The organism is Colwellia sp. BRX8-4 (assembly GCF_014077345.1).
Classification (GTDB): Bacteria; Pseudomonadota; Gammaproteobacteria; order Enterobacterales; family Alteromonadaceae; genus Colwellia_A.
The window spans coordinates 273,693-290,154 of the sequence record NZ_JACGVS010000001.1 but is presented as its reverse complement, the minus strand read 5'-3'; the positions used below and the strand labels follow the sequence as shown (position 1 = coordinate 290,154).

15 protein-coding genes are annotated in these 16,462 nt (G+C 38.0%); 8 read left to right on the top strand and 7 right to left on the bottom strand.

Features of this window, described 5'->3' with window-relative positions; all coding sequences use genetic code 11:
• Nucleotides 1-18: 18 nt before the first annotated feature.
• Entirely contained in the window at nt 19-1,851 is a 1,833-nt protein-coding gene (locus H4J56_RS01255; protein ID WP_182244642.1) for a hypothetical protein, read from the top strand.
• Nucleotides 1,852-1,883: 32 nt separating this feature from the next.
• Nucleotides 1,884-2,369, top strand: coding sequence for a hypothetical protein (locus H4J56_RS01250; RefSeq protein ID WP_182258749.1), 486 nt, complete (start codon nt 1,884-1,886; stop codon nt 2,367-2,369).
• An 80-nt stretch (nt 2,370-2,449) separates the two neighbouring features.
• Here H4J56_RS01250 and H4J56_RS01245 read toward each other — a convergent pair whose 3' ends face one another.
• Complete coding sequence (locus H4J56_RS01245) at nt 2,450-2,704, bottom strand: hypothetical protein (protein WP_070375371.1); 255 nt, start codon at nt 2,702-2,704, stop codon at nt 2,450-2,452.
• Between the two features lie 152 nt (nt 2,705-2,856).
• Here H4J56_RS01245 and tesB point away from each other — a divergent pair, with 152 nt between their 5' ends.
• Complete coding sequence (gene tesB, locus H4J56_RS01240; protein ID WP_182217117.1) at nt 2,857-3,714, top strand: acyl-CoA thioesterase II; 858 nt, start codon at nt 2,857-2,859, stop codon at nt 3,712-3,714.
• Here the strand turns inward: tesB and H4J56_RS01235 are convergent.
• Both H4J56_RS01235 and H4J56_RS01230 read right to left on the bottom strand, forming a co-directional pair.
• Entirely contained in the window at nt 3,711-4,964 is a 1,254-nt protein-coding gene (locus tag H4J56_RS01235) for a mechanosensitive ion channel family protein (RefSeq protein ID WP_182258748.1), read from the bottom strand. The two genes, tesB and H4J56_RS01235, sit on opposite strands and share 4 nt — an antisense overlap.
• A gap of 26 nt (nt 4,965-4,990) precedes the next feature.
• Nucleotides 4,991-5,893 (bottom strand): acyltransferase, encoded by a 903-nt coding sequence (locus H4J56_RS01230; RefSeq protein ID WP_182214597.1) that lies wholly within the window; start codon nt 5,891-5,893, stop codon nt 4,991-4,993.
• A 420-nt stretch (nt 5,894-6,313) separates the two neighbouring features.
• Here H4J56_RS01230 and proB point away from each other — a divergent pair, with 420 nt between their 5' ends.
• A complete protein-coding gene (gene proB / locus H4J56_RS01225; RefSeq protein WP_182230322.1) occupies nt 6,314-7,411 on the top strand; it encodes a glutamate 5-kinase in 1,098 nt (365 codons plus the stop codon).
• 30 nt (nt 7,412-7,441) lie between these two features.
• Here the strand turns inward: proB and H4J56_RS01220 are convergent, their stop codons facing one another.
• The 3 genes from H4J56_RS01220 to ilvC form a co-directional block, all read right to left on the bottom strand.
• The gene (locus H4J56_RS01220; RefSeq protein ID WP_182214593.1) at nt 7,442-7,837 is read right to left on the bottom strand and encodes a Fis family transcriptional regulator; all 396 of its coding nucleotides are present in this window, start codon (nt 7,835-7,837) and stop codon (nt 7,442-7,444) included.
• Between the two features lie 285 nt (nt 7,838-8,122).
• Nucleotides 8,123-8,440, bottom strand: coding sequence for a pyrimidine/purine nucleoside phosphorylase (locus H4J56_RS01215; protein WP_182230323.1), 318 nt, complete (start codon nt 8,438-8,440; stop codon nt 8,123-8,125).
• Between the two features lie 129 nt (nt 8,441-8,569).
• Nucleotides 8,570-10,054, bottom strand: a complete 1,485-nt coding sequence (gene ilvC, locus H4J56_RS01210; protein WP_182258747.1) for a ketol-acid reductoisomerase — start codon at nt 10,052-10,054, stop codon at nt 8,570-8,572.
• Between the two features lie 199 nt (nt 10,055-10,253).
• On the opposite strand from ilvC, the gene ilvY reads away from it, so the two are divergent.
• Entirely contained in the window at nt 10,254-11,132 is an 879-nt protein-coding gene (gene ilvY, locus H4J56_RS01205) for an HTH-type transcriptional activator IlvY (RefSeq protein ID WP_070375379.1), read from the top strand.
• Nucleotides 11,133-11,255: 123 nt separating this feature from the next.
• Here ilvY and H4J56_RS01200 read toward each other — a convergent pair whose 3' ends face one another.
• Complete coding sequence (locus tag H4J56_RS01200) at nt 11,256-12,779, bottom strand: YifB family Mg chelatase-like AAA ATPase (protein ID WP_182214590.1); 1,524 nt, start codon at nt 12,777-12,779, stop codon at nt 11,256-11,258.
• Nucleotides 12,780-13,279: 500 nt separating this feature from the next.
• Here H4J56_RS01200 and ilvG point away from each other — a divergent pair, with 500 nt between their 5' ends.
• The 3 genes from ilvG to H4J56_RS01185 all read left to right on the top strand — a co-directional run bounded on the left by ilvG (nt 13,280) and on the right by H4J56_RS01185 (nt 16,233).
• The gene (ilvG, locus tag H4J56_RS01195) at nt 13,280-14,944 is read left to right on the top strand and encodes an acetolactate synthase 2 catalytic subunit (protein ID WP_070377107.1); all 1,665 of its coding nucleotides are present in this window, start codon (nt 13,280-13,282) and stop codon (nt 14,942-14,944) included.
• Nucleotide 14,945: 1 nt separating this feature from the next.
• Entirely contained in the window at nt 14,946-15,191 is a 246-nt protein-coding gene (gene ilvM, locus H4J56_RS01190; RefSeq protein WP_070375381.1) for an acetolactate synthase 2 small subunit, read from the top strand.
• A gap of 115 nt (nt 15,192-15,306) precedes the next feature.
• Nucleotides 15,307-16,233: a branched-chain amino acid transaminase gene (locus H4J56_RS01185; RefSeq protein WP_070375382.1), complete on the top strand. Its 927-nt coding sequence runs from the start codon at nt 15,307-15,309 to the stop codon at nt 16,231-16,233.
• Nucleotides 16,234-16,462: the final 229 nt, after the last annotated feature.

Here is a 16,462-nt window from a genome sequence, read left to right as displayed (position 1 = left end):
AAAGGATTTTAGTTAATAATGCCCTGTAAACTGTTGTTGATCCTTTGTTTTTTTATAGCTCCTTTATTTTGTTTTGCCAATGATGCTTTAAACGTTGAGCAAAACATTAAAGATGTTGAGCGCTATTTTTTACAAGACGCTGAAAACCTTCCCTACGAAGAGATCATTACACTTTCAAAAAAAATTTTGGGATCTCAAGAAAATTATACCGTCCAAATTCGTGGAAAAACCTTCATCCTTCTTGCTGATGTTGCCAATAATAAGGGTGAAAATAGCGAAGCATTTCATTTTGCGCAAGATGGAATTTCTCTGCAAGGACTTGAACCAGCCATAAAGTTTAATTTATTGCTGAAAGTTGCAGATGGCTATTATTTACAAGAGAAGTATGAACAAACTCAAAATATGGCAACCAATGTTATTTTAATGGCAGATTCTCCACAAGTGCTAAAATATCGTTTAATTGCTTTGAGTTATCGAGCTGTTACCTATGCGTTGCAAAATAAAAACGATTTATCGATGAATGATCTTAATCAAGTTAAGGTGCTGATTTCGGTAAATCCTCAGTATGAGGATCACCTTTGTCTTTTAGAAATTTTAGCAACGGCATATTATTATTTAGGCGATTATCAAACATCGCTAACCATGCAAAATAAGCTATTAACGTTAAAATTTGATTTAGACAAACTGGCTAATATTGACCAAACTTATTTACACTTAGGCCGTGCTTATTTTCAGTTAAATTTATTTGATGATGCTTACAATGCTTTTTGGGAAGCACAAAAACACGGCAAAAATAAAAATGCTCCAATTAGTGCTGCCTATGCTGAATTAGGATTGGCAGAGGTGTTATTAAAGCAGGGAGAATTTAGTGACTCACATAATTGGCTATTATCAGCCAGTGCTACATTTAATGAAAAGAGCTTAAATAAGCCTTATTTAACCTCGTTAATTCTATTAGCAGAGACCTCAAGTCTATTAAACAATAAAGCTGTATACCAACATTACCTTCAATTAGCTGAATTAACTGCTAAACACATAAAGCTATCAAAAAAGCAGGCTAAATTATTACTTTTATTAAGTCATATGTATCAGCAAAACGGTGATTATAAAAATGCGTTAATGGCCCATAAAAATTATCTTGAATTACTTCAACAGTTTCAGAAAAAGGCTGAACCCTCTTTAATTATTGACTCCAGTCAAATGTTAAGTGCAAATGATAAAAGTCGAAATTTAATCCTGAATCTCGCTGAACAGAGTAAGCTACAAACTCAATTCAGTGCAAAATTTATCGCGCAAAAAGAAGTTATATATTTATTGATTGTGATCGTTATTTTATTAGTCATTACGTTGGTTTTTTTTGGGTTAAGACAAAGAACGTTGCGCTTAAATCAAGTATACGATGAAGAGGAACAGCCATTATCTTATTTGGTAACGCCCTCCCAAACGAAAAGAAATTATCAACTGAATTATAAAATGGCGAGGAAATACGACTATCCCTTAGCGATTGGCTACTTATCAGTTGTTAACTGGCAAGAGCTTACCTTTCACTTTAATGATAAAATTATGCTCGAAGTTTCAAAAACATTAGCGACCTTACTTAATGAGTCAAAAGGTGAATTTGATGAAGCGGGTACGATTAACGATGGTGAATATTTACTGATAGGTCCTCACCAAACTCAAGCTGAAATAGCGATTAAGTTAAATAGTTTAGCTAATGCAATTAAACTGAGATTCTTCGCTAATTTAGGTGATTATTCACTTAAAATTGGCTACGCCTATGGCTCACCCACAGCACAAGATATTGACCCTTACATATTTTTATCGCGTTTAAGTGAAACCACTAAAGCGTAGTCAATATTACTTTTTATTTTAATAGGCTTAATATGATTTTTGTATTGTCCATTGCTGCTATTTTTGTAGCTTTGAGTATTTATTTTTATTTTCGAGCAGAAGGTCTGCAACGCGAATTATTTAGTGTGAAAAAAGAGCTCAGTAGTAGTCAGAAAGAAAATAAGTTTTATATAGACTCTATGGCAATAATTGCCAAGCGACACGAAGATTTTGTTAAAAATCGATTACAAATAATTAAAAATTGTCAGGCATTAGAACCTGAGACGATTGAAATTATTTCACCACTGGTTAATAACTATGCCTCGATTTTTATTGAGTGTTTAAAAGGAAAAGGTAAACTGCAGTCAATCACTAAAAAGTGTTATGGAAATTTTGACGGTGACGCTTTTAAAAGGTTCGTGGCGCATGTTGCTAAGCAAGATGCCAGCGTAAGACGAATGTGGTCAAGTAATAATTTGACGGGGTATATTTCTTTAATTGAAGCTTTATTACTGACTAAAACTAAAAAAGATGCCTAATAGGGGCATCTTTTCATGTATCTCTGAAAGTAGGCTAGGTATTTGCCTTTAATCAAGGATGAATAATTAAGGACGAATAATTAAGGACGAATAATTATACTTGGTGTTGAGTCTACTTCACCTTCACCGTTAATGGTTGCTGTTTTACCATTGCATTGTAATATGGCTAAGCTGCCGTTATTGCTATTTCTAATAAAAGATAAGTCGTAACCAAACTGAGTCATGCTACTGGCGGCAAATTTTTGTGCAAGAGAAAGCCTGTCCCATAGCGACTGTTCCTCATTACTACCTTGCCTTCTTTCTAACAATACTTCTCTTTCTAATAGCGCTTCCATTGAGATCTCTTCGTATTTTTAGTCAATAATTTTCTTATTCCCTAGATACTACCTTGCAGCGTATGAATTTTCAACAATTTTAAAATGTCGCTAAAGATATAAATTATAAATATGCTATAGTCAAAATTTTATATCAGTGAGTGCTAAATATTATGAGTCAAGTGTTGGATGATTTATCTTCATTATTAGAATTAGAGGTAATCGAACAAGGAATTTATCGTGGTCAAAGCCAAGATTTAGGCTTTCGTGCGCTGTTTGGTGGTCAAGTAATGGGACAAGCTGTTTCTGCCGCTCAAGAAACAGTTGATTCAGCACGTAATGTTCACTCGCTTCATTCTTATTTTCTACGTCCAGGTGATGCCAGTAAGCCGGTTGTTTATGAAGTCGAAAATATCCGTGATGGTAAAAGTTTTAGCACCCGGCGTGTTAAAGCAATTCAAAACGGTAAAGATATATTCTATATGACGGCCTCTTTTCAACAATATGAAAAAGGCATTGAGCATCAAGATCTTATGCCCGATGTACCCGCACCTGAAGATTTAGCGTCTTACACAGATTTCATTTTCGACAACCAAGATAAAATACCTGAAGAAATTAGAGGTAAATTTTTAGCTGAAAAGCCCATCGAAATGCGTCCTGTTAAACCTTATAATTGGCTGCAACCCGAAAAGACAGCACCTAAGTCTCAGATGTGGATAAAAGCAAACGGCACCTTATCTGATGATTTACGTATTCATACCTATATGCTGGCTTATACTTCTGACTTCTTGTTTTTACCAACGGCTTTATTTCCACATGGCTTGAGTCATTGGCAACCCAATTTACAGATTGCCACTATTGACCATGCCATGTGGTTTCATCGTCCATTTCGTTTTGATGATTGGCTGCTTTACGTTATGGATAGTCCGTCAGCAAGTGGCGGTCGAGGCTTAGTTAAAGGGCAAATTTTTAATCGTCAAGGACAGCTTGTTGCCTCAACGATGCAAGAAGGCGTAGTTCGTCAACGTTAAAGTTGTCGACTTGAGCGACTTTTTTGCCAGTCATAGCCGGTAGGATGCTGAAAAACACGTAAACTGAATACCGGTGCCATAGCGAATAAATGGTCAAAAATATCGGCTTGTATACTCTCATAATTCTTCCAGTTTTGGTCATTACTGAAACAATATATCTCCAGCGGTAAGCCTGAGTCGGTTGCCGCTAATTGCCTGACCATACAAGTCATCTCATCATGTATTTTTTCATGTTTAGCTAAGTAAGCGGTAATATAAGCGCGAAAAGTTCCGACATTGGTTAACTGCCGGCTATTAACATTATCGTTAGATAAATTAGCCGTTTTTAAACTCGTGGTGATTTCATCAGATTTTTGCTGTAAATAATCTTTTAATAAACTAATTTCTTTGAGTTTTTCAATCTCAGCACTTTGATAAAATGAAATACTGTTGATATCAATAATAATGCTACGCTTAATGCGTCGACCACCTGAATTAAGCATGCCTCGCCAATTCTTAAATGAGCCGTTTATTAAGGCGTACGTAGGAACAGTTGTCACTGTATTATCAAAGTTTTTTACTTTAACCGTATTTAAACCAATCTCAATAACATCGCCATCAGCACCATAATTAGGAATTTCAATCCAGTCACCAGGCGCGACCATTTTGTTTGCTGATATTTGAATACTAGCGACTAAACCTTTAATCGTGTCCTGAAATACTAATAATAAAACAGCAGTTAATGCACCTAAACCACTGAGTAAATAAATAGGTGACTTATCTAAAATAAATGAAATAGATAGAATCGTAGCAACCAAATAAATAACCAGTTTTATCACTTGTATCGTTGAGCTTAAGGGTAAGTAGCGGTCACGCGCAGTATTTTGATAAAGACTTCTAATGACGTTTAAAATAGCACTAATAGAACGTGCAATTTGAAAGCTGAGAGCTATTTTTACAAAAACCACTAAAACGGCGCCAAGTAATGCTTGTTCGGGCAGTAAAATAGGCGTTAAAAACAGTAGTACGAATAACGGAATTAAAAAAGCGAAGCGAGAAAAAACATTATGCTCTAATAAAACATCATCCCAAGTATTTTTTGTTCTGCTGACCATTTTGTTAACAAAAGCTAATACCTGATATTTTGCGAGGTAGTAACCCAATGCTGAAATGACAAAAATGAGCATGCAACCAACAAAAATGGTGGCCATCGCTAAATACGCTTCGGCGATACCTTGGTTAGTTAACCATGTGCTAATGAGTTCACTCATTTAAGTTTCCTTTTTCAATTTCAATGTTATTTAGCGGTATTATCATTATTAAACTCGATAAGTTTTTGGTCTTTATCAAGCCATAATTGATTAACCCACTTTTGAAATTTTATTTTAAAATGTCGATCGCGCACATAGTCGCCAACAAGATCATCCCCAATGTTTGAAACCTCTACATCGACATTTACCTGTTTAATTTTTCCCGCTAAAAAATCACTAAAAGTAGGGATCCCCTCTGGGTAATGAATGGTAACATTGACTATTTTATGCAAGTTGCCACCCATGGCTTCTAGCACAAAACCTATGCCACCAGCTTTAGGTTTAAGTAGATGTTTAAACGTGGAATTTTGCTTATCGTGCTTTTCGTTAGTGAAGCGTGTTCCTTCTATAAAGTTCATTATACTGACGGGTTTATGCTTGAATTTAGCACAAGCTTTACGTGTGGTTTCAACGTCTTTGCCTTTTAAATGAGGGTTCTTTTTAATGAAAGATTGGCTATAACGCTTCATAAATGGAAAGTCGAGGGCCCACCAAGCCAAGCCTAAAAAAGGCACAAAAATAAGTTCTTTTTTTAAGAAGAATTTCAAAAAAGGAATTTTGCGATGCATTACTCGCTGCAAGATAACAATATCAACCCAGCTTTGGTGATTACAGACTACCAAATACCATTCTTTCATGGTTAGTTGATCTAAGCCGGTTACCTTAATTTCTGTTTTATTAAAGAGCTTTTGAATAAAGGTGTTAACACCCACCCAATTGCTTGCCATTTGATCTAATAAATAGCTGAATATTTTTTTAGCAAAGGTTAAGGGAATAATAGCCTTACAAAATGAAAATATAATAATAGGTATTAACCAGAAAAGCGTATTAACGGTATAAATTGTTAGCGAAATAATATGAATAAGTAGCGGAGGTAAAAAATTCAACATGGAATACTTGCTCAATATAACAAAAATAAATAGATGTCCGATCATAATCTGATTTGAAGTAATTTTCAGCAAAAACAGTGAAATAAATTAATCACGATTAACAACCGTTTGAAAACGATTATTCATCAAGTTGTTGAAATGAGTGAAAGTTAACGAGGCTTAATGTTAATAATTAGCAGAGAAAGGCGTTTTAGGCGTCTATTATTGATATTTTAGAATGAGGTAAAAAACACCATCTTGTTATTTCAAGTTAAGTAACTCGCCATTTCTTAAGTTTTAATGGATATAAATACCGAATTAATTCGATATAAGAAGTCAACAGCCTAAAAAGGATAAACTCATCTATATTATGGCAAAAAGTTGATTGCAAATTACCTGCATATCGAGGCATGCTAGGGGCTGGATCATAGGGGAACAACAATGAATTTTAATCGTGCGGTAATTAAAGTAGGCAGTGCTTTAGTTGCACCAGACAATAAGGGCTGTAGTGGTAAGTATATTCTTGCTATTGCTCGTTTTATTACCGAATGCCAACAGGCAGGTAAAGAAATTATTATCGTTTCATCTGGCAGTGTTGCTGCAGGACGACAATTAATTAAGCACGGCTCTCCCGTACCCTCTATTCCCACTAAACAAGCGATGGCATCTGTTGGGCAAATGAAAATGATGGCGAATTGGCAGCGATTTTTTGATGTTCCTTGTAGTCAGTTACTCATTACCCATGGAGATTTAAAAGATCGCCAGCGCTACATCAATATTAAAAACACCCTACGCATTTTATTGGAAAATGGTGTTATCCCTATTGTTAATGAAAATGACACGGTCGCGACCGATGAATTGAAAGTCGGTGATAACGATAATTTAGCCGCCTTAGTCGCTTTAGTGAGTGAGGCTGACTGCTTATTCATCTTAAGCGATATCGACGGTGTTTATGACCAAGACCCGCGTGAAAACCCTAAGGCAAGGTTACTCCCTGAAATTCACGAAATTACCGCTGAAATTCATGCCATGGCTGGAACAACAAATAACGTTATTGCCACCGGTGGTATGAAAACAAAAATTCAGGCCGCCGAAAAAGCGGTTGAAAATGGCATAGAGACTTATATTTTAAATGGTAGTCGTAGTGAAGTTTTTCAACAGATATTAAAAGGTGAAAACCCAGGTACACATTTTAGTGCCAAACAAGCGGCGACCAAAGCACGCAAACACTGGTTAAAACATACCTTAAAAAGCAGCGGAAAAGTACATCTTGATGCCGGTGCAGTGCATGCTGTGGTTAATGAAGGAGCTTCGCTATTACCCTCAGGTGTCAGTCAAGTTGACGGTGATTTTGTCGCTGGAGAGTCTGTTGATATTATTGACGCGCATTCTAAAAATTTGATTGCTAAAGGTATTTGCCAATACAGTCAACGAGATTTATTGCGTATTATGGGGTGTAATAGTGAACAGATAATCACTTTATTAGGCTGTTGTCCCAGTAAAGTGATTATTCATCGTGATGATATGGTTGTTTTATAAGGCTAGGTAACGGGGTAATTAACTGAGGCTCTAGCGGCCAAACTGTTTACTTTGTGTTGGCTTTTGCTTAGTCACTCTTAATTTTAGACGTTCAGGCCATTGACCACTATGGTCACGTAAGCAAGACTCTTCACTATCTAAATGGACATTGTGGCGAACGTTTTTTAAGACAATACCCACTTTGAGTAACTGCTTTTGAATGACATCACGCAAGTGATCATCAACTTTTTGTTCTTTCGCTGCAATCACTTCTGCATCGATATCGAAAATACAGGTCACCACTAAACTTGCGGGAAAATTAGTGTAATTAGCGCGGTGGGTTAGCCAACAGAAACCATCAACTTCGTTAGTGAAGTCTTCGCAGGCTAATTTAAGTGCTTTACAAACATTATTATCGATTTTTTGCGTGGTTTTATTGAGTTTCATTATTTATATTCAGCAATGGCTATTAAAGATGATTTTTTCATTAAATGAGTATTATTGATAGTAAATCAGCAATGTTTTTAGTGGCGAGGTGTTAAATAAGGTTTAGCGGTTATCGGCAAGAGCGAGTTAAATTATAATGATAACTTAACGTTAAATGTCGAAGTCCGTTTTAAGAAGGTGTCACTTTTAAGGTATCAGTGAGTTTTTGTCGATAAGGGTGACTTAAGCTAATGATAAGCACCTCCATTATCTTCGGAGGTACTGTTAAAGCCAATAGATGTGGCTTTATGCTGCTATATAAGAACAGCAATAATCAGCTAACGCTTTTACTTTGATATCAAATTTAGCATCGGCGTCGACATAAAAGTGTCCACCTGCAGAAATGCTTTGCCATTGCGTCTCGTTAGGTAATAATATTTCAACCTCACCAGCGATAATTTCCATCAATTCTTTTTCTGCCGTAGCAAAGGTATACTCACCAGGCATCATAATGCCTAAGGTTACTACTGAACCATCTGCTAGCGTTACTTTTCTGCTAGTTACGTTGCCGTCAAAATAAACATTAGCGGCCTTGGTCAGTGTTACATTCTTTAATTCTGTCATGATAATTTTCCTCTTTGATATAAAATAAAGCGCTGCAGTGTAGCACTTGCTGGCCAGAAAATAATACCATTAGACTCTCTGGCCTAAGTGTTTACCTTTAGTGACCTACAACGCTCGTTTTATTTTATTTTATTGATTCGACTCTACAATGCGTTTCATATCTGTCATGTAGCCACGTAATTTTTTACCTACGCTTTCGACACCATGGCTGCGAATTGCTTCGTTAACTTCAATCAAGCGTACGTTATCAACGCCATTTGAGCTTTCCTTTAAGCCTTCACCTAATTCTTCAAGTGACAATTTGCTGACGAAATCACTAAGTAAAGGTTGTGCAGCATGGGTAAATAAATAGTTACCGTATTCAGCGGTATCTGAAATGACTACGTTCATTTCGTACAATTTGTTACGGGCAATACAGTTAGCAATTAACGGTGTTTCGTGTAATGACTCATAATACGCTGACTCCTCAATGATACCCGCAGCAACCATAGCTTCAAAGGCTAGTTCAACACCGGCTTTTACCATAGCTACCACAAAGATGCCTTTGTCGTAGTATTCTTGTTCGGTAATTTCAATGTCGCAATCAGCTGCTTTTTCAAAAGAAGACTCAGCTGTTTCTTCACGCCATTTTAATAAGTTCACATCATCATTTGCCCAATCTTCCATCATAGTGGCAGAGAAGCGACCTTCGATAATATCGTCCATATGTTTTTCAAATAACGGACGTAAGATGACTTTTAATGCTTCAGACATATCAAACGCTTTAACTTTAGCAGGGTTTGATAAACGGTCCATCATATTGGTAATACCGCCATGCTTTAAGCCTTCCGTTGTTGTTTCAATGCCGTATTGTAATAGCTTACGTGCATACGCAGCATCCATACCTTGCGCAACTAACTGCTTATGGCCAAGTACTGCTGCGGTTTGCAACATGCCACATAAAATAGTTTGCTCGCCCATTAAGTCAGACTTCACTTCAGCAATAAATGATGATTCAAGTACGCCGGCACGATCGCCACCAGTAGCTGATGCGTAAGCCTTAGCTATTGCTAAGCCGTTACCTTGTGGATCATTCTCAGGGTGAACAGCAATTAAAGTAGGTACACCAAAACCACGTTTGTATTCTTCACGTACTTCAGTACCCGGACATTTAGGGGCAACCATGACTACAGTAATATCTTCACGAATTTTCATACCTTCTTCAACGATATTAAAACCGTGTGAGTAGGCTAAAGTTGAACCCTGTTTCATATGAGGCATAACAGCAGTAACAGCAGAGGTATGTTGCTTGTCTGGTGTTAAATTAAGCACTAAGTCAGCTTGTGGTATTAATTCTGCGTAAGTACCTACGGTAAAACCGTTCTCTGTCGCCCATTGCCAAGATTGACGTTTTGATGAAATGGCAGCTTCGCGTAATGCGTAAGAGATATTTAAACCCGAATCACGCATGTTCAAACCTTGGTTTAGCCCTTGCGCGCCACAACCGACAATGACAATATTCCAGTCTTTAATAAAATTACAGCCATCGCTGAATTCTTCACGCTGCATAAAACGACATTTGCCTAACTGACCTAATTTTTCGCGTAAACTTAAGGTGTTAAAATAATTGCTCATTGGGTTATCCTTTTGTCTCAAATCGACTCAACGTAATGCTGGCGATGTGATTATTTAATGGCTTTATCGGTCTTTCCGACGATGGAGTTATCATAGCGCAAGATTAATGTTGCTTAAAATGATATATTCGCAAGGTGGTGTTGCATAAAGTGCAATGATTGGTGGGTAAAATGTTGTCAATGAATGGTAAGAGTAAATAATGGATCTTAAATCGTTAAAAATGTTTGTGCATTTAACCCACAGTCTTCATTTTGGGAAAACCGCTGAAGCGCACCATGTCAGTACTTCTACCTTAAGTCGAATTATTCAAAGGCTGGAAGATCAGTTAGGTTGTTTGCTATTACATCGTGATAATCGTTCAGTCGTGCTAACTGAGGCAGGCATGTTATTTTATAAATATGCCGAACAGCAACTTGAACAATGGCAATTATTGCAATTGTCGCTCGACCAAAAGCAGGCTGAACTACAGGGTAAACTTCACATTTATTGTTCTGTTACTGCCGCTTATAGTCATTTACCACCGCTATTGGAACGCTTTCGCCAACAACACCCGCTAGTTGAAATTGTATTAACGACCGGTGATGCTGCTGATGCCTTTGACCAAGTACAGCAAAAGTTGGTAGATTTTGCTTTTGGTGTAAAACCTGAAAGCTTATCAAGAATGTTTTATTTTCAGCATATTGCTACTGTGCCGTTGGCCGTTATTGCACCAACGATGGCTTGTCGAGTTCAGCAACAATTACAAGACGAAACAATTATTTGGTCTGAAGTACCGATTATTTTAGCTGAGCATGGTGCGGCGCGTAAGCGTTTTGAACTTTGGTATCGTAAAAAGCAACAAGGTAAACCCAATATTTATGCAACAGTTTCGGGTCATGAAGCGCTTGTTAGCATGGTTGCTTTAGGTTGTGGTGTCGGCATGGCCCCAAAAGTTGTTGTTGAAAATAGCCCGGTAAAAGACCGGGTGCAATATTTACAAAATGTTGGCGACATTGAGCCGTTCGACCTCGGCATTTGTTGTTTAAACCAAAGTCGAGAACAAACCTTAGTCAAAGCCTTCTTTGAGGCAATTAAATAGTCTCAGCAACCGCTTTATCGCAAGAGAATAGCCATTGTTATTGGCTAGAAGGCTTTTTGATAAGATGCTAATGCCAGATATATTCAATATGACGACTTTAATCTTATTAATTGTGATGTCCGGTTAAAAAGAAACAGCATCGGTTAGGTGTCTCAGTAATCGGTCCATTGCGCGATAAGACAGCGCTTCAATGATATGTTCATGTTGAATATCTTCAATACTATTCATGTCTGCCAAGGTGCGCGCTATCTTTAATATTTTATGGTGGGCGCGGGTAGACAAACCAAGTTTTTCAACGGCAAGCTCTAAAAACTCATGCTCATCAGTACTCAGTTTGCAAAATATCCGTGTTTCAGCACTCCCTAAGTGAGCATTTGCTTTCCCTTGCCGCTGTAATTGTAATTCTCTACACAGCGCAACCCTTTTCTGTATTTGCGCAGAACTTTCATTGTTATGATCATCCTTTGCCCACATACCCTTGGGTAAACGGGTCACCTCAATTTGAATGTCAATTCGGTCAAGAAAAGGCCCCGATAGGCGATTTAAATAACGTAGCACTTGTTCGGGTGTGCTGCGGTTATCATTGTAAAATCCGGTTGGGCTAGGATTCATCGCAGCTACTAATTGAAATTTTGCTGGAAAGGTTTGTTTGTACATTGCTCTAGAAATGGTAACTTCGGCTGATTCCATGGGTTCACGTAAAACATCGAGCACTTTACGAGCAAATTCTGGTAATTCATCCAGAAATAATACGCCATTATGCGCTAATGAAATCTCTCCCGCTTGTGGTTGGCTGCCACCACCAACCAGTGCCGCAGAAGAAGCCGTATGATGGGGAGCGCGAAAGGGGCGAGTTAACCAAGATTTATGATTGATTTTTTGATGGCTAATCGAAGCGATAGCTGCTGCCTCTAACGCTTCACTTTCGCTCATTGGTGGTAATATTCCAGGTAAACGGCTGGCTAGCATGGTTTTGCCCGTACCAGGTGGCCCAATAAAAAGTAGGTTGTGCGCGCCACAAGCGGAGATTTCTAGAGCTCTTTTTGCCAGTGGTTGGCCAATAACATCAGCAATGTCTTTGCTGGTAGGCACTTGATAATGCTCTACTGCTTTTGCAGACACCAAAGGTAGCGAGCGTTGCTTTAAAAAATGTGGGTATAATTGACTTAAATGTTCTATTGATAAAATATTGGCCTGCTTAACCCAACTCGCTTGCTCAGCATTTTGTTTAGGAATAACTAAGGTTCTTTTAGCGTTAGCGCAAGCAATTGCCATTGGAATTTCACCAATAATTTCACGTAATTCACCAGAAAGCGCAAGTTCGCCAGCAAACTCATATTGGCTTAAATCTGTATTAGGCAGTTGCTTACTGGCAACCAAAATACCAAGCGCTATCGGTAAGTCGAAGCGACCTCCTTCTTTAGGTAAATCAGCGGGTGCTAGATTTATGGTAATTCGCTTTGCTGGGAACTGATAACCACAATTGATGATAGCACTGCGCACCCGATCTTTTGATTCACGTACCGAGGTTTCTGGTAAACCGACAATATTAAATACCGGCAGTCCATTGGCTAAATGCACTTCGACAGTGACAAGGGGAGATTCAAGCCCAACCCGGGCTCTGCTATAAATACAAGCTAAGCTCATAAAAATCCATTTAGTTAGCATCCTGTAAGTTAAGTTTAGGCAGGATTTATCTAAAGTGCTAACGCATCATATAACTAAATTATTTATTTCAATTAAAAAACGCTAGTAAAAAAACTTGCACTTAATATTAGAGCTATGGTACTAATTTAAATAGGCAGCGCAATAGCCAACAAATTTAAAAGTTTTTCATTTTGTTTTTATAAAGAATCAAGGTAATTGAATAAACATGCAAAAATTTAGTTCAGTGATTATTAACATTCTCGTCGTGGTGATTATTAAATCATCGCGAGGTTGTTTGTTGAGCTAAGAAAAACTAAAGCAAAAAACAAACCCTCGCTCCGAAAGGAACGGGGGTTTTTTTATAGATAAAGATGAAAATAATGATGGTCAGTTTTAATATCAATATTTTATATCAATAAATCATACCAACTCAGCGCAAAGGAGAAAGCTCAAACTAACGGTTATGCAAAATGTATTCAGTTGGGTGGGTTAAAAAAAAGATGACAAGTGAAAAGAAACAAACAGGCGGTTCATTACTTTTTGACGTACTTCAGCAACACGGTGTTGAGCATGTTTTTGGTTATCCTGGTGGCGCTATAATGCCAATTTATGATGCACTTACCGACAGTGACATCCAACACTTCTTGTGTCGTCATGAGCAAGGTGCGGCATTTTCAGCAGTAGGTTATGCAAGAGCATCCGGTAAAGTAGGGGTTTGTTTTGCGACTTCTGGACCGGGGGCAACTAATTTAATTACTGGCCTTGCTGACGCCCTTGCCGATTCAATTCCTATTGTTGCCATAACTGGACAAGTTGCTACTTCGGTGATGGGCTCTGATGCTTTTCAGGAAATCGATATTTTTGGTTTATCACTCGCCTGTACTAAGCATTCTTTTCAGGTAACAGATATTAATGATCTTGAAAAAGTTTTACATCAAGCCTTTGCTATAGCATTGGAAGGGAGACAAGGTCCTGTTCTTGTCGATATCCCAAAAGACATTCAAATTGCGCATGTGGTTAGCCAAGGCAGTGTAGTTTCAACCTTGAAAAATAAAGTTAATTTACCACCGGCTAATGTTGGTTCTGCAATCGCTATGCTTTGTCATGCAAAACAGCCTGTTTTGTATGTGGGTGGCGGTGTAGGTATGGCAAACGCGGTCGATGAATTACGCGATTTTATTGATATTACCCATATACCGAGTGTTTCAACATTAAAAGGTTTAGGTGCTATTTCGCCTAATAATGAAAACTATCTTGGCATGTTAGGCATGCACGGCACTAAAGCGGCAAACTTAGCGGTACAAGAAAGTGATTTATTGGTGGTTGTTGGTGCACGTTTTGATGACCGAGTTACTGGGAAATTAACTGAGTTTGCGCCCCATGCGAAAGTTATTCATTTTGATATAGATACAGCCGAGATTAATAAACGCCGAGCCGCTGATTCAGCGATCTTAGGTGATTTAAAAACTAATCTACCTGCCTTATCGATTCCTTTAGAAATCAAAAGTTGGCAACAAAAATGTCAGCAAATGAAAGCTGATTTTTCTTGGGATTATAATCATCCTGGCAGCACTATTTTTGCACCAGCGGTACTTAAAGAGTTGAGCGATAAAATGCCGCTAAACAGCTGTGTTACCACTGATGTTGGTCAACATCAAATGTGGGCGGCACAGCATATGTCATTTGATCACCCTAGTAACTTTTTAACCAGTGCTGGAATGGGCACCATGGGCTTTGGCTTACCGGCTGCGATCGGTGCACAAGTTAGCCGACCAACAGATTGTATTATTACTGTTTCAGGCGATGGCTCTATCATGATGAATGTGCAAGAACTCTCAACAATAAAGCGTTTTCAGTTACCGGTAAAAATTGTCCTCATTGATAATGCCAAATTAGGTATGGTCCGCCAATGGCAAGATTTATTTTTTGATGGACGTTTAAGTGAAACTGATCTTTCTGATAACCCTGATTTTGTCATGCTTGCAAATGCATTTGACATTAAAGCTAAACAGATAAGCTCTAAGGCAGAGGTTTCTGAGGCGATTGAAGAGATGTTAGCGCATAACGGGCCTTATCTTTTACAAGTTAAAATAGATGCCGCAGATAATGTTTGGCCACTAGTTCCACCCAATACAGCCAATGATAAAATGATGGAGAGTACTTAAGATGAACCACTATCAATTACGTATAAAGGCTGATGATAAGCAAGTGGTGTTAGAGCGTATTTTACAAGTCACCCGCTACCGAGGCTTCCTAATCGAAGGCATTAAGGCGCGAGTTAATACCGGTACAAATATCGGCACTATAGAATTAATGGTGCGAAGTGAGCGACCTATTTCACTTTTAGTTGATCAAATTAATAAACTGATTGATATCAAAGACGTCAAGGTAGACAAAAATACCACGAAGTAATGTCGCTCATAACCAGTTATAATAATTGCGCAACAAGCACCCATAAAAATTCAGAGTTGGTTGGGTAACTAAACTACAGCTAACTCGTTAAAAATATTATAAATTAGGAAGAAAAATGGCTAAAGTAAATGCAGAACTAATTTGGTTTAATGGTGAACTCATGCCTTGGAAAAATGCTACCGTGCATGTAATGAGTCACGCTTTGCATTATGGTTCCTCGGTATTTGAAGGTATCCGTGCTTATGATACTCATAAAGGTACGTGTATTTTTCGTTTAGAAGAACATATTAAACGTTTATTTGATTCAGCAAAAATCTATCGAATGAATATCCCTTTTACCCAAGAAGAAATTGTTCAAGCCTGTAAAGATGCCGTTGCTGAAAATGGTTTAGCTTCCGCTTACTTACGTCCGTTGGCTTTTTTGGGTGATATCGGTATGGGGTTACGTCCACCTATTGATGCAAAAGCTGATGTAATGATTGCTGCATTTAGTTGGGAAGCTTACCTAGGCGCTGATGCTATTGAGAATGGTGTAGAAGTTGGAGTGTCAAGTTGGAATCGATTAGCACCTAACACTATGCCAACAGCAGCAAAAGCCGGTGGTAATTACCTTTCATCACAACTGATTTCAGCTGAAGCTGCTCGTCATGGTTATGCTGAAGGTGTCGCACTTGATATCAATAATATGGTTAGTGAAGGAGCCGGTCAAAACTTATTTTTGATCCGCAAAGGTATTCTTTATACCCCTCCTGGAACGGCTTCGATTTTACAAGGTTTAACCCGCGATACTGTGTTTTTCCTTGCAGAACAATTGGGTTATGAAGTACGTGAAGAGCCAATTTCTCGTGAGTCATTGTACTTAGTTGATGAGTTCTTTATGTGTGGCACAGCAACGGAAGTTGTACCGGTAAAATCAGTGGACGGAATGCTCGTCGGTAATGGTACCCGTGGACCGATCACTAAAGCTATTCAAGAAGCATTTTTTGGTATTTTCAACGGAACGACTACTGTTCCAGATAATTGGTTAGATCCCGTTAAATAGCGGTAATAAAAGCAACTCGTTGTCATTATCACTTTATCGGCATCGGCAATACTCGCTTATCGCGTTAAGCCCGTTACGCCTTCTTTGCTAAAGTGGCAAATGTTGAAGAGTTGCTATAACCGTAAACTATAAATAAAACCGATAAGGTTTTATTTTAAGAGCTTCTTGGAACAGTAGCTTTCAAAATAAAATTTTTCACAATATTAATTCACATTATCAATTGGAATGT

Bases quoted from the DNA above. Each gene is read 5' to 3' on its own strand.
- H4J56_RS01255 (WP_182244642.1), top strand. From the start codon at position 19: ATGCCCTGTAAACTGTTGTTGATCCTTTGTTTTTTTATAGCTCCTTTA.
- H4J56_RS01250 (WP_182258749.1), top strand. From the start codon at position 1,884: ATGATTTTTGTATTGTCCATTGCTGCTATTTTTGTAGCTTTGAGTATT.
- H4J56_RS01245 (WP_070375371.1), bottom strand. From the start codon at position 2,704: ATGGAAGCGCTATTAGAAAGAGAAGTATTGTTAGAAAGAAGGCAAGGT.
- tesB (WP_182217117.1), top strand. From the start codon at position 2,857: ATGAGTCAAGTGTTGGATGATTTATCTTCATTATTAGAATTAGAGGTA.
- H4J56_RS01235 (WP_182258748.1), bottom strand. From the start codon at position 4,964: ATGAGTGAACTCATTAGCACATGGTTAACTAACCAAGGTATCGCCGAA.
- H4J56_RS01230 (WP_182214597.1), bottom strand. From the start codon at position 5,893: ATGTTGAATTTTTTACCTCCGCTACTTATTCATATTATTTCGCTAACA.
- proB (WP_182230322.1), top strand. From the start codon at position 6,314: ATGAATTTTAATCGTGCGGTAATTAAAGTAGGCAGTGCTTTAGTTGCA.
- H4J56_RS01220 (WP_182214593.1), bottom strand. From the start codon at position 7,837: ATGAAACTCAATAAAACCACGCAAAAAATCGATAATAATGTTTGTAAA.
- H4J56_RS01215 (WP_182230323.1), bottom strand. From the start codon at position 8,440: ATGACAGAATTAAAGAATGTAACACTGACCAAGGCCGCTAATGTTTAT.
- ilvC (WP_182258747.1), bottom strand. From the start codon at position 10,054: ATGAGCAATTATTTTAACACCTTAAGTTTACGCGAAAAATTAGGTCAG.
- ilvY (WP_070375379.1), top strand. From the start codon at position 10,254: ATGGATCTTAAATCGTTAAAAATGTTTGTGCATTTAACCCACAGTCTT.
- H4J56_RS01200 (WP_182214590.1), bottom strand. From the start codon at position 12,779: ATGAGCTTAGCTTGTATTTATAGCAGAGCCCGGGTTGGGCTTGAATCT.
- ilvG (WP_070377107.1), top strand. From the start codon at position 13,280: ATGACAAGTGAAAAGAAACAAACAGGCGGTTCATTACTTTTTGACGTA.
- ilvM (WP_070375381.1), top strand. From the start codon at position 14,946: ATGAACCACTATCAATTACGTATAAAGGCTGATGATAAGCAAGTGGTG.
- H4J56_RS01185 (WP_070375382.1), top strand. From the start codon at position 15,307: ATGGCTAAAGTAAATGCAGAACTAATTTGGTTTAATGGTGAACTCATG.